Raw genomic sequence first — 14,133 nt, 5'->3', positions numbered from 1 at the left:
AAACATTCGACATGATGCTTCCCTTATACAGATCATTCAAAGCCTTGCTTATTGCCGTTAGTTTGCTGTTTATTGTTGGTCAAACCGACGCGCAGCAAACCCATGTCAATTTGGGCAGCGCCAATGCCAGCGGCACCTATACGGCCACGCAACAGATTGCTTTAAACCCAGGCTTTTCGGCGCTCGGCGCGACCGGCTTCCATGCCTACATTACGCCGCTACTGGTGAACTGCAACAGCCTGGGTACGCCAAACGCTGATCAGAATTACGTGCAGACGTTGACCCCGAGGCAGCCGTTCACCGATGCAAGCACGCTGACCTCAAAAAACACCTGCGAGGTGATGCAGAGTATCCAGTACTTTGACGGTTTGGGCAGACCGCTGCAAAACGTGCAGGTGAAGGGCAACCCCGACGCGACAAAGGATGTAATCCAGCCATTTGCGTATGATGCCTTTGGCAGGGAAAGCACGAAGTTCCTGTCCTACACTACAAACTCGGGAACGGCCGGCAACTACCGGCCCGATGCCCTGACAGGAACAAGCGGTTACAGCAATAGCGCCCAATATGGTTTCTACCAGCAAACCGGGCAAAGCTATACGACTAATGCCAGTCCGTTTTCGGTAACGGTTTTCGAGCCCTCGCCCCTGAACAGGCCACTTGAACAAGGTGCGCCGGGCAATACCTGGCAGCCGTCAACCAACCGTACAGGCACTGCGGGGCGAACCGTGGTAACGGATCACCAGACCAACAACTATGTAACCTGGGCCAGTGACTCGACCACCAGTAGGCAGGCAGCACGGTACACAGCGACCATTAACGGTGACGGTTCCAGAACGCTAAATCGTGCCAGCAGCAGTACCGCCACCTACGATGTGGGGCAGTTAACGGTATCGATCATCAAAGACGAGAACTGGACAACCGGCCACGGCGGAACGACGGAAACCTATACCGATAAAAGCGGACATATCGTATTAAAACGAACCTATAACTACGATGCAGCTACGCGCAAAGTCGAAGTATTAAGCACCTATTATGTATATGACGACCTGGACCTGCTGGCGTTCGTGCTGCCGCCGGGCGTAAACCCCGACTTCAACACCAACATCGACCAGACAGCGCTGAACACCTGGTGCTACCAGTACCGGTATGACGAGCGTATGCGTTTGACCCAAAAAAGATTACCAGGCAAGGACTGGGAATGCACGGTATACAATATGCTGGATAAACCGGTAGCGACCCAAGACGGCAACCAAAGGAATAATCACCAATGGATCATCACCAAATATGATGCTTTAGGCAGATCGCTCATCAGCGGGATCTGGAACTCGACCGATGACAGGATTACCTTGCAAGGTAGTGTGAACACACAGACTGCCCAGTGGGAAAACAGGGATAATACCCAAACGTATGGCTACACCTTAAACAATACTTATCCCACCAGCCTGAACCAGGTACTGACGGTTAATTATTATGATGATTACAACATCCCTAACCTACCAAGCACTTACGACAAGCATACGTCATTCCCCGCAAGCACGCAGAGCTTGCCTACGGCAACTTTGACCAACGTGCTTGGCACGAGTGATATGCTGTGGACAGTGACCTACTATGACGACCGGGGCCGGGCAGTAGAAGTGTATAAGCAACATTACCTGGGCGGCATGGCCAATACCGGCAACTACGACGTGATTACCAGCGGGTACGACTTCACCAATGCGGTGACCGGAACGCAGCGCAAGCACTACACCACGGCAAGCACAAGCACTCCGGCGCTGACCGTAGAGAACACCTATGTGTACGACCATATGGGTCGGAAGCTACAAACCAAGGAGCGGATCAACGGAGGAATAAGTACCATCATCAGCCAGGAGGACTACAACGAGATCGGACAGCTGAAGGCCAAACATCTGCATAGCGCAGATGACGGGACAACCTTTTTGCAAAAAATAGATTATTCGTATAACGAGCGGGGTTGGCTGTCGACCAGCAGCGCACCGTTATTCTCGATGCAGCTCAAGTACAATGACGGTACTTTCGCGCAGTACAACGGCAACATTGCTAATCAGCTGTGGGGAACGGGCAGCTTAACAAACACTTACACCTACACCTATGACGCGCTGAACCGCCTGCGCAAGGGTGATGGCACCGGGAATGACGAGAAAAGCATCACTTACGATGTGATGGGTAATATTCAGGGCATGGAGCGCTATTTAGGCAACACCAAGGTGGACGGACTAAAGTACAATTATACTGGTAACCAATTACAAAGCGTGACCGACAGCACCAGCAGCGACGCGGGGTATAAGCATGGTTCGCACAATTATAGTTACGATGTCAATGGCAACATGACTGCTGACGACAGCAAGGGCGTGACCAACATAACCTACAACCTGCTTAACCTGCCAAAAACCTACACTCTTTCGGGCGGCACGGTGACCTACACCTATGACGCGGCGGGCACCAAACTGCGAAAAGTGAGCACGCTCGGTACAGGCTCAACCACCGATTACATCGGCGGCATTCAGTACAACAAGGGCGCGATTGATTTTGTACAAACCGAGGAAGGCCGGGCGTTGAACCTGACAGGAACAATCAACTACGAATACTCCCTGTCCGACCATCTGGGCAACACCCGCAGGACGTTCGACAGCAGCACGGGTGCAAGTGCACCTAAGCAGGCCGACGATTACCTGCCCTTTGGAATGGATATCGCTTCAACTGTGCCAAGTTCGAAAAATGACTATCTTTACAATAAGAAGGAGTTACAGGTTGAGCTTGGACTCTATGATTACGGCGCGAGGCTGTATGATCCAGTGATTGGAAGATGGACGAGTGTCGATCCGCTCGCGGAGAAGATGCGAAGGTATAGCCCTTATGTTTATGGGGATGATAATCCTATCATAAAGATTGATCCCGATGGAATGCAAACAGAAGATCCATGGTGGAAAAAAGCGTTGGATGCAGTTGTAAGATTGGCTACAGGAAATTCAACAAGTAGTCAAGACGATTCAGGAAATATGCCTTCTTTAGACAGTCGTACTAGCAAAATAAACAAGGCTCTAGCCACAGCAAGGGACGCAAACACTGCTGTCAGAGGTGCCATGAAAGCTACCAGAAAAGGTATTCCCAAGGCACTGAGTAATACAGGGGATTTACTAACAAAAGCTGGGAAAGCTGCTGAGCCAGTTGCCCCCGAAGTTTCGACTGTATTACTTCCAATTGGCTCTGCCGTATCCACAGCGGGCACCTTCGGAACTGGGTTAAACCAGTTATATGACGGCGAGTATAGTCAAGCTTTTGTTACTTTTGGTTTTCAGGCCTTAAATGCGGGATTTGATAAATTATTTGAAACGGGCGTAGATAAAAAAGTGATTACTGAAAAACAGAAAAAAGCTTTAGAGAAGGTTACCGAAAAAGCAGTAGATAAACTCAAAGACAAAGCTGACGAAAAGGCCAAGGAAAATGATGAAGAGAGGAATAAAGGTAGTTAATGATGGATGTTTTTATGCTTTAATTGAAAAGTTATGTCAACGAAATTGATCGAAGGGATTGGATGTGTGCTTTTAAGTATTATTTTATCGACCTTTCTGACGAAAAGAGAAAGTAACAAATTCAGCGTAGCTAATGTTAAATTATTGGGCGCTTGTGTAGGCTTTCTAATATTTGGATTATTTCTTATCTATCAATGGTTTAACTCTTAAATTTATCTTCATGCGAAAAGTTGTGTTTACAAATAGACCGTTTTTTGTGTTGCTAATAACGTATATTTTGGCACTGTTGATTTATAATATATATGTAACATTTAAATGGGGCAATATTTACGGACTAATTCCAGTAGCAATTCAGTCTGTAGTATTGGTTTTTATAGTAACTAAAAATAGATATTCCAAGATAGTGATACTGATTTGGACAATTATCTTTTTGACGACCGGGAGTGCGCTGAAGATGTTAGGGGCTTTGCTTGATCAAGATAAGCGCATTTTTGATGACCAAAATTTCTACCAATTTTTGTCCGATCTTCTAACGTTCGTTGCCAGTATTATAATCATCTTTTTTTCAAAGACCATTAGAACGATCAGTGGTTCAAACTAAAGGGAGGCCATGTACCAATCATGTTGTTACTAAATTGGCAGCTTAATAGAAGCTAAAAGTAAACACAAACTAAAACAAGCCCCTTAACCGGGGGGTGTTTTAGTTTGTGTTCAGATAGTAATAAATCAATTAACCTATAAACGGTAGATTGATCTTCTTTAGATAGGCTGCTGATATTAGGAAGTAATTATGATTGGCTTGAGGCGTCTTTACTGTTCAAGTTCAACAGTTCATCCACAGTAATATTAAAGTAGGTAGCAAACCTTGTTCGCAGAAACCTATCGATACATTACTTTAATCTCTTTTAAGGGGCACTTTCAAATGGCAAAGGGAACCCTTTTTGATATGGCCGGATAGGGGCATTTTTATGTGTTTTATCCAGCTATGTCAATAAAATGGCAATCTGACAGATTGGGATGTCAACAATATATAAGTAAGAAGATTGCAGAAGTTATCATTACAACTTTCAAATCAGATGCTATTACAAAAAAAACGTTTGGCAAACCCAACAAAGAAAGTGAGCGATATGGCAGTAAGATTCTACGCTAGAACTTTAACTCGATATGTAACGACAAGGGTCTATTGTAGACAGTGTTGACTATTGTACGGCTGAATTTATCTTTATCGAAGATAAATTGAAGCAACGTTACATATGCAGATGATCAGCATCCGTAGTTTATCTATGTGGATTCGCCACAATAGGGTTCATTGTAGTTTTGTTGATCTAAAAACTATTGCTCATCTGAAACAATGGCAGATACATAGAGATTAAAATAACTCCCACGATCAATCCCAAAAAGATGATAATGAGCGGCTCCATTACACTACTTAATGTGGATGTTTTATATTCCACTTCATCGACGTATTGTTCGGAGATAATTCCAAAAAAATAATCAAGTTGGTTAGTTTCTTCCCCGACTTTAACCAATTGCACCATTTTAGCGGGGTATACTTTAAATTGCTGCAGGCTTTGGTAGAGTGTTTTACCCTGGAGGATATCGTTTTCAATCACAGCTAAGGAAGAATCGATCGGATAATAACGGATCATCTGACGGATCAGGGCTATAGCCCGCAAAATGGGCAATTTGGCATTGATCAACAACCGCATGGAATTACAAAAACGAGCCAGGTAGATCTTTTGCACCAGGTTGCCGACCACAGGGATGCGTAACACCGCCAGCGAAAGCATCTTGCGGTATTGCTCGGTTTTACGAACACTGAACAGCGCCATCGCGATGATTAAAAGCAGGACAAAGACTTTGCTAAAATTATCTTCCAGAACTTTGGACACAGCGATGATCTTTTCGGTGATCCAGGGCAGTTTTCCGCCAAAACGCTTAAACACGTCACCAAACATCGGCACCACGAACTTCAGCATGAAGAACACCGCGCCCAGCGAGGTGCTCAGTACAATGCAGGGGTAGGTTAATGCCGAAACGATCTTGCGTTGCTGCTTGATCTTACTGGTGTAATATTTGGCCAGGTCATGCAATACCTCGATCAGTTTGCCGGTTTCTTCGCCGATCTGCAAACTAAAGACTTCGTATAACGAAAATTTATGGGTTTGTCCGAGCGCCTGTGAAAACGTCATGCCCCCCAATATCGCCTGTTGGATGGTTGTAAACAGTTCTTTGTCTTTTTCTTTGTCCTGGTCTGCAATAATTAACTCAAAGCTACTTTTCAGGTCGATACCTGCCTGTAACAGAGAACTTAGCTCCAGGTATAAAGCTTCTTTCTTTTTATCGCTTATTTCCTGGCTGCCAAAAGAAATGTCTTTACTCAGTAAATCCATCAAAGAAGTTCCGGGTGTTCCTTTGGCAGGCTTCGCCGCCTTCTTTTTTTCGTATCGGCTGATATCAATTGAGGGCATGCGGATTTCTTTGAATCAGGTTTGCGGAACTATAGGTTTTGGTATAATGGAACGGGATCATCTCGTCTTGATAAGTGAGGATCAAAGATAGTTCATCTATCCTGTTTTCCTCGATACCCGCAAAGCCCGGCCGGAAGTCTTTGTTTTGGTTTTCGAAGAACATTTTGACCCCGCTAATGGCGACTTTAAAGGTATCGGTGGTAAGCGATTTTCTGACCAGGTAAGCCGCGGCCATTTCATAATGGACCGGAGCTTGGTGATCGCCCTGCATCGTGATTCCTGAATCATCCGCTACGATCAGTTCAGCCCGTGCAAAATCACGCTGAAGCAAATGATCCACATTGGCTAAAAGCGCCAGGCCTTCATTTTTTCCTTTAAAATGAATAAACGATTGACTGACGATCGTATAGGCCGTGTAAGTGATGCCGATGACGATAGCCGCGATCAGCATCGTGATCGTCACTTCCAAAATGGTAAATGCTTTGACTTGGTGGCTGCTAGGGAACCTCATACACGATTTCTTTGATTTCGGCCACTTTTTCCTGGTTGGTATCATACGCCGCCAGGGTGATCTGATATAAATTGCCCGTGTCGCCATAGGGGCTTATGCCCTGCTCAATGTTAAAGTCATCAAGGGTATAACGCTCTTTTGCGACCCGGAGATCTTGCCTGGCTTTGCATAAGATCTCCTTTAACACCCCTTGAGCCTTGATCGTTTTCGTGGTTAATGACAACCGCTGTACATTGGCAAAAATCATCATGGCCATGATAAAAACGGCAACAATGACCACCATGGCTATCACCACTTCCAGTATCCCCGAAGCTTTGACCTTCGTGTTGGGTATCCATTCTATTCCAGCCATTGCAATACTTTTTGTTTTTTTGCCGATACCGGAAAGAGCGGACTTGTTAAATAATAAGGTGACAGTCCCGTCGCATCCAGTTTGATATTGATCAGGTAGTTTTCATAAGTGGTGTAAGTCGATCGATATAAGAACCTGTTCGCAAAAACACTCCCGTTAATTTCCCCGCCTTTGTTAAATTTCAACAAGCCCATCACATAAATCTGTCCATTAATCTTGACCTGGTCAGCGATCTCAATCAGTGTTTGTAACTGGCTTTTTTCTTTTTCATAGGTAAATAAAACACCGTTTACCGCACTGTTCCCGCCAATCCTGATCCCGGCCTGTGTGCGCTGGTCATGGTGATCACGGATGATTCCCAGGCAAGAAGGATACCTCAAGTCACATTGTTTACCTACAGCGATTGAATCCGTCGCAAATAGCTGGCAATTTCCGTGAAAATCCTCTTTGACGACAATGGACCTGGCGAAGATCAGGATATTTTCCAGCCTGGCCGTATTTTCAATGATCACGGTCGTGTCCGATAAAAGGATCAGGTTCCCTGTCAGTTTCCGGTTACGCAAGGTGGTGACCCGTTTTCCCAGGTTGATGACTTTAACCGGGTCAAAAAAAGAAACGTTGACCGAATCGGCGCGGGGCAGGATCGTATCGTTCCGCCTTGACGAAGTGCCAAGGGCCCGCAGCAGCGCTAATCTATCGGCTTGTAAGGCAGGTAATACTTTTTCGCTGTGGTGTTTGGTGCCGATCACGAGCCGTCTGTCACCCTGGTAGGCCTGTCCATCCACATAAGCTTCTTTTACGCCGGCTTTAGGGACAAAAGCATCTCCGCGGATCATAGTTTTTCCGCTGACGGACAGCGGCCTGTCTTCATCGATCAGGTACAGGGCGGCCCATTTGGACGAATCGATCGCAGCGCCTATGGCGAACGCTTGACATAGCGTGTCTTTTTGGATAAAAGCGCGGGATAAGCCGACGTCATAGACGCCCCAGGGAATTCGCTTTAGCCTCACCGAATCATCATCCGTGCCAAACAAACTGAGCACTTTTTCATCCCGGTAGGCCTGCTCCCCGGATCCCAGTAAAATATTGATGCCTGAAGTTAAGTTCCGTTCCAGCCGGTCATAACGGAATTTTTGCTGGTATTGCTGCTTATAAAAATAGGCTGATACGATCAGGGCTGAACAAAGCACCCCGATCACTAAAGCGATAACAATAACCAGGTATAGTGCAGAAGCTTTGAGCATTCCATGATTGATTAAGCTTGATACTGCGCTATTTCTTTTTGAAGATATTGATCTTTCTGAAAAAGCTTGTTTTGGTAGAGACTAACTTTCCGTCACGATAGTTGACAACCCGCACGGAATCCGGTCCATCATAGTTAAACTGCTTGCCGTCAAGCTGGTTATGATGATAGGTGGCTTTTTGCTTTAATTTGCCTTTTTCATCAAACAATTCAAACTCACCTTCCTTTGATCCGTTTTTCCAGGTGACGGTCTGGAGCAGCGTGCCGTTTTCGCTCCAGCTTTTCCAGACAGCGTCTTTCAATCCTTTTTTAAAAAGGCCCTGCTCCCTTAAGTTCTGGTTTAAATAAAATGAACTATACTGACCGTTCAGCAATTTGCCGCTGAACCCGCCCTGGGTTATCTTGATCTTACCGGCACTGTACCAATAATAAGACCGATCGGTCTCCAGTTCCGGTCCTGAACCGACCGGTTTGATCTCGGCCTGTACATTCCGGTCGGGTTCATTGACGCGCACTTTGTAGATCCCCATGTCCGGCAATTGTTGCGCGCCCGCATAAGCGGATAGGCAACATAAGGTGATGATCAATCGGTTCTTCATTGGTTTTTGCTATTCATGGTGATAAACTTGGTTTTTCCCTGGTACAGAATCTTTACCGAATCTTTCATGTTTTTGAGCAGCTTGACCTGTTCTGTTATTTCCCCTTCAGCCATCATCACTTCCCTGCCGTTAACGCTCATCATGGTCATGATCCTTTTGGAACCCGGTTTACCCAGATAACCCGTATAGGTGATAAAGCTCCAGTTCACCAACGGTTTGGCCGGGACTAAACTGCTTTTGACCGGAACGGATACCCTGTTGAAGGGCCTTGCCGCAGTATCGGTCTTTTTCGGGCTAAACGGATCCCGATAATTCAATAAAAGATGTGTCGTGTCCTGAGGCATCGCATAATCGTTAAATACTTCTTTTTTGATGTTCGGGGTCGTTTGAAAAGGCTGCGCGTCATCACCACCTGCTGATTGCAGGACCCGGTAGATGATCAGTCCCCATACCGCGATGACAGCGATCACTAAAATGGATGTCATTCCTTTATGCTTCATCTGTTTTATTGAAGAATAAAGCTTCGTAACACACTCGGCAGGCCTTCATTACCTGCGGCATCAATCGCCGTGACCTTCCAGTACACATGCTCGCCTGTCGCGCCCAAGTTAAAACTATAATTGGTGGCGGTGGTTACCGCCGGAAAACCCGCATTGTATAAGGTCGTCGAATCGCTTTTGAGCACATATACCTTATACTTAACGGCTTTACTGGTACTGTTCCATTGTAAAGATACCGGTGAGCCGACCGTTTGTTTATTAATGGGGGCGATCAGCGTCACCATGCCCGGAGGTGTGCGGTTATAGCTGATGGTATTGATGGCCGACCATTTGGCTTGTGCCGTATCGTTCTGCGCCCGGACCCGCCACTGGTAGGTCTGGTCTTTGGGGAAAGTATAGTTGACCTGTAAACCGGGATAAACCTGGTTGAGCAATACCGCGCTTTCATTCACGAAATTATTGGTATCGATCTCCAATTGATATTTGGTGGCCCCATACACGCTTGTCCATTGCAGCGTTACCGGGCTTTGATTGGTGATCAATCCGTTTGCAGGGGACGACAGCAATACACTTTGTTGTTTGATCGAGGAATACAGCACCGTAAACGATCTGCTCTCCGCATAAGGCGACTGGCTGCTGCCGTTTTCAGCCCGTACCCGCCATTGGTATTTCCCGGGGTTCATGGTCAATACGAAAGTGTTCTTTTTGATCAGCGTATCGGTTACCAAATAGGCGACCGAATCAAAACGGGGTGATACGATCTGCAATCTGTACGAAAGTGCATTGTCCACCTGGTCCCACCAAAAGTTCATGGTGTAACTGGTGCTTGGGTAATTATTCCCCGGAGCCTCCAGGTAAACTTTGCTGCTGTTGATTGAGGGTTCTATAAACTCGCTGCACGCCGAAAATAAAACGGCCGAAAAAGCAATTACCCAGCAATACTTCTTATGGTATTTCATCGCATTTAAAAATGCAAAAATACGTCAAAAAAAGCAGATGCGGAAGTTTTCTCAAGTTATACAGCGATAGGCCATATTGCAGGTGCTGAGTCCTCATTGGTATAGGTCTTGTTTTGATTCACACAAGCTTATTGCGAACGGTGCAAATCGACAATAACCTCATCTTTTTATAAGCATTATTCCTGCGACTTTGGCTGATTACGCCTGTCGATTTGCATGAATTACGATGTCTTAATACGACCAATAGGCATACCTCCTGATAATAATATTAAGTCCCCATAGCTACGATAACGATTAGGATTGTGCTTTGTTTAAAGATTTTACCAACCGATACAGAAAATGCCTATTTTTTTGCTTCAACCAAGACAGTCATCACGATCTTGATTCGCGACAGATCAGCCGTTTCCGTATTGGTTACCCGGAAACTCACAGAACGGAGAACGCCGATGGTCTTGTTATGCGCCAGGTTATCAAGTGTTTTGACCAGGGAGGAATAAGCGCCCTCAAACTCCAGTTGCTGGATGATAAAATGAGCGGTATGGTAAGCGGGGTCTTCTACCGGTACTTCCGATAACTTGACGCCTTCCTTTTCAGCGATCATGGCGACTTGCGCGATCGTATTTCCCCGCAAAGTTAAGGTGTCTGTCTGATAGCGGTTCAATAACCGGTCCAGGTTCCGGGCCTTCCTTTCCAGATAGCCGGGGTCATAGGTGACATCGGCCACCTGGTTAAGCTGCGCTTTAAGCCGGCTGCGCGCCTGGAAAGCCTGAATGGTGTTTTTAAAGGCCAGTTGGTAACAGATCAGCAACAGCAGGATCGTACCGGCAGGTAACCAATAGTCTTTTTTATAGCTCAGGTTTTTCAGCATCACTCAATAACTAATGGTTAAGGTAAATTGCCCCGAATCCTTTTCTGTATTCAAGGTATAGTTTTCCAGACGGATATCCTTCACCCATTTTTGTGTCTTGAGCCGGGCCATCCATTCGTTGACCGGAAGTATCTTTGCAGACAACCCGGTAACGATAATTTGCCTGTCTTTAAATACGAGTAGTTTTTGTATCCGGCTTTGGTTGATATCGACCGGATTCACTTCAACCTGTTTCCAGGTCATCTCTGAAGGCAGACACGAAGCCATCTGATCGAGCAGGTAGGCTTTGTTTGTCCCATCATCCCAGCCCAAAATCCGCAGTTCCTGTTCCTTGACCTTGATCTGATCCTGGATCCCTTTGATATCTTCGGTACTTTTTGCGGACCGGCTGACCCGGTAGGCCATTTGCGCATTATCGTTACTGACCCACGAAAAAAGTATAAAATTGACCAGCAATAAAAGAAAGACAGCGATCAGTGCCATTCCACCATAAGCCTGCAATTTCTTTCTGGCTAAGCTATCGGTATAGGCTTGCGTTGTTGTTGCTGTAGCTGCCTGAACAGGGTCGAGCCTGGGTGCCAGGATCAGTTGAAAGGCCGAAGCATAAGCCAGCAATAGCCGCTCCTCTATTTTTTCCGATTCGATCTTCAGGGGAAAGGGCGACCTGGCTGAGGGATCACTTTGATAAGCAGTGATCCTTGACTGTTCATCCCGGTTAAGCACATGCCCGTCAAACACGACTTCAGCATCGTAGACATTTAACTGCGGTAAAATAGCAGCAACCGGAAAAGGCCCGAGACTCAGCATGACGGGGATCAGGTCTTCCTGCCGGAGCTGGTCAATGATCCGGTCCGCTTCGGCTTTTCGGATCACAGAGATGAATGACCGGTCCCCCGATACAAAATTCTGTACATAGAAGTCCTGCAGGCTGGCATTAGGCAAAAGCTGAGCAAAGTTATTGGGGGTCAGCCCGGCTACTTTTTCGGTCTGCTTATGCAGAATGCCTTTGCCGGTCAGATTGAGGGAGATCAGTGATTTTTTGGGGAAATGTCCGGCGAGCTCCCTGATGGTGCTCAGATCGGTGAATTTTGCAGTAATATCCAGCTGATTCCGGTTGGCCGTAACCTGACAGGCATTGATCGTCAGCGTACCATCGCCTGCTAAAGTGATGGCCACCCCGGTCGCCGTTTGAATGTTAAGATACTGCGTGAGCATGTTAATGAATAATCGTTGGTTTGATAAAGACGAGGGTCACTATTTTCGCATGGGTTTTGCTTTTATTGCTGAAGATCCATTTCAGCACCGGTATTCGCGATAACAGCGGCACCCCTGATGACGAGTCCGTATCTTCCTCTCTTTCCAATCCGCCCAACACGATCATATCTTCGTTATGCGCTCTGACAATCGACTCAAACTTGCTGGTTGAGGTGGGTGGTGGCGCATTGGTCGGCGGGGTACCGATAAAATCAGTAATATCCACGACGATTCCCAGGGTCACTTCGTCATTACCTGAAACAACGGGCTTGATATTGATCACCATGTTCGCTTCTATCGCGTTAAATTGCTGGGTAACGATATTGGTCGGTGTTAAAGAACCGATGACATTTTGGGTCTGGACCGAATAATACCGCTTTGACCCGATGCTTAACTTAGCGACATGTCCGTTTAGGGTGGTGAGCTTGGGCACCGAATGGACCTGGACATTGCTGTTGGCTTCCAGTGCCTTAACGGTGGCATAAAAATTAGGGATGACGTGCCCCAGATTAAGATGCGTGACACCACCCAGTTTATCTAAAAACTCATTGATCGAGCCGGCGCCGAAAGTGTAGTTCACGCCCGGCAAAACGGTCCCGCCGGTTTTAACGCTATCCGCCACACCGGCTGAAATTCCGGTTTCGACGGTCCTGCTTTTGTTGACATCGATCAGGGTAACCTCGATCATGACCATAGGGACCAGTTGGTCCAGCTGTTTGATATACGCCTCTAAGTCGGCTATTTGCGGCCCTGATCCCGAAAGCAAAAGGGTATTCTGCTCCCGGAACTCTTTGATCTCTACGCCCTTTTTCCATTCTGCCGGGATCATGGCTTGTACCGTATCAATCGAGCGGTTTTGCAGGACGATCACCCGGCTGTTGCGGAGGCCTTCCAATTTCCGGTCACCGATCAAGTAGGTGCCGTTGTTATCGATCCTGAACGTATAGTCCGTTCCCTGGAACAGGGAGCTTAAAAAATGATCATAACTGATGTCCGCGATGTGAGAGGTGATCGTTCCCTTGATGTCCGTGTAAAGGAAGTAGTTTTTACCCGTTTCCTGCGATGCTGATTTGACCAAATCCTGAATAGCGGCGTTATTGCAATCAAGAGAGAGCAGTTTTTGTCCGCCGATGGTCCGGACAAACAGGCCCAGGTTCCCACCGGGGCCGTTGGCTGCAGGTTTAAACGATTTCCTTATTCCGGTATTCCGGTCGCCGTTCACATAGGTTTCTTCATTCTCGCCGAGTGCCTGAAAAAGATAAAAATTATCACTGGTTTTCACCATTTTGATATCGTTGGCAAAGGCCAGCTTTTCCATCGCGGTTTCAAACGGGGCGCCGGCAAAAAAAGCGGATACCTTTTTTCCGGACAGCGCGGACGATACGACGATGTTTTTGCCGGATAGCTGCGTGATCTTGCGCGTCACCGTAACCAGACTGTCATCCGTCAGTTCCATGTTTAAGGTATGGTCACTGGGGTTGTATTTCACCCTGATCTCTTTGGCCGTTCGTACATTTAAATTCGGGTCGACATAAGGAGAAAGGGTCATGATCGATCCCGTGAAGGAAACGTCAAGATTATAGGTTTTAGCCAAAAAGACGATCACATTCGACGCGGTGACATTGTTAAAACTATTGACCACTTTGATATTCAGCTTGGGATCAATATTGACACTCAGGTTATTTGATTTGGCCAAAGTGGTCACAAACTCCTGTACCGATGCCCCATTGACCGAGGAGTTAACCAGCTCATTCAGCCCGGGTACGGTCAATGCCAGTTTATCCAATTGATTTTGAATAGCCTGTATTCGATTCTGCTGGGCACTTACGCTGATGGAGACACACAAAAGAACATTCAAAATAAACAGCGTAATTTTTTTATTCAT

The 14,133-nt window shown here is 46.5% G+C and carries 11 protein-coding genes; 1 reads left to right on the top strand and 10 read right to left on the bottom strand.

All coding sequences use genetic code 11. The annotated features are described in order from the left end of the window. Window positions 1-11 precede the first annotated feature (11 nt). A complete protein-coding gene (locus ACFGVR_RS15470; RefSeq protein ID WP_448698218.1) occupies window positions 12-3,491 on the top strand; it encodes a DUF6443 domain-containing protein in 3,480 nt (1,159 codons plus the stop codon). Between the two features lie 1,325 nt (window positions 3,492-4,816). Here ACFGVR_RS15470 and ACFGVR_RS15465 read toward each other — a convergent pair. From ACFGVR_RS15465 to ACFGVR_RS15420, 10 genes are all read right to left on the bottom strand, one after another. Then, complete coding sequence (locus tag ACFGVR_RS15465) at window positions 4,817-5,962, bottom strand: type II secretion system F family protein (protein ID WP_448698217.1); 1,146 nt, start codon at window positions 5,960-5,962, stop codon at window positions 4,817-4,819. Further along, on the bottom strand, window positions 5,949-6,431 hold the full coding sequence (locus tag ACFGVR_RS15460) for a hypothetical protein (protein WP_448698216.1): 483 nt from the start codon (window positions 6,429-6,431) through the stop codon (window positions 5,949-5,951). Before ACFGVR_RS15460 ends, ACFGVR_RS15465 begins: the two co-directional genes overlap by 14 nt. Before the next feature lie 28 nt (window positions 6,432-6,459). Next, window positions 6,460-6,825 (bottom strand): hypothetical protein, encoded by a 366-nt coding sequence (locus ACFGVR_RS15455; RefSeq protein WP_448698215.1) that lies wholly within the window; start codon window positions 6,823-6,825, stop codon window positions 6,460-6,462. After that, entirely contained in the window at window positions 6,813-8,069 is a 1,257-nt protein-coding gene (locus ACFGVR_RS15450) for a hypothetical protein (RefSeq protein ID WP_448698214.1), read from the bottom strand. Before ACFGVR_RS15450 ends, ACFGVR_RS15455 begins: the two co-directional genes overlap by 13 nt. 28 nt (window positions 8,070-8,097) lie before the next feature. Continuing rightward, window positions 8,098-8,667 (bottom strand): toxin-antitoxin system YwqK family antitoxin, encoded by a 570-nt coding sequence (locus tag ACFGVR_RS15445; RefSeq protein ID WP_448698213.1) that lies wholly within the window; start codon window positions 8,665-8,667, stop codon window positions 8,098-8,100. Continuing rightward, window positions 8,664-9,167, bottom strand: coding sequence for a hypothetical protein (locus ACFGVR_RS15440; RefSeq protein WP_448698212.1), 504 nt, complete (start codon window positions 9,165-9,167; stop codon window positions 8,664-8,666). Before ACFGVR_RS15440 ends, ACFGVR_RS15445 begins: the two co-directional genes overlap by 4 nt. A gap of 5 nt (window positions 9,168-9,172) precedes the next feature. Continuing rightward, window positions 9,173-10,126 (bottom strand): hypothetical protein, encoded by a 954-nt coding sequence (locus tag ACFGVR_RS15435; RefSeq protein ID WP_448698211.1) that lies wholly within the window; start codon window positions 10,124-10,126, stop codon window positions 9,173-9,175. A 343-nt stretch (window positions 10,127-10,469) separates the two neighbouring features. Continuing rightward, a complete protein-coding gene (locus ACFGVR_RS15430; RefSeq protein ID WP_448698210.1) occupies window positions 10,470-10,994 on the bottom strand; it encodes a hypothetical protein in 525 nt (174 codons plus the stop codon). A 3-nt stretch (window positions 10,995-10,997) separates the two neighbouring features. Beyond that, entirely contained in the window at window positions 10,998-12,209 is a 1,212-nt protein-coding gene (locus tag ACFGVR_RS15425; protein WP_448698209.1) for a hypothetical protein, read from the bottom strand. Between the two features lies 1 nt (window position 12,210). Continuing rightward, a complete protein-coding gene (locus tag ACFGVR_RS15420) occupies window positions 12,211-14,133 on the bottom strand; it encodes a type II secretion system protein GspD (RefSeq protein ID WP_448698208.1) in 1,923 nt (640 codons plus the stop codon).

This window comes from Mucilaginibacter aureus (genome assembly GCF_053514885.1).
This window is presented reverse-complemented; position numbering and strand designations above follow the sequence as displayed.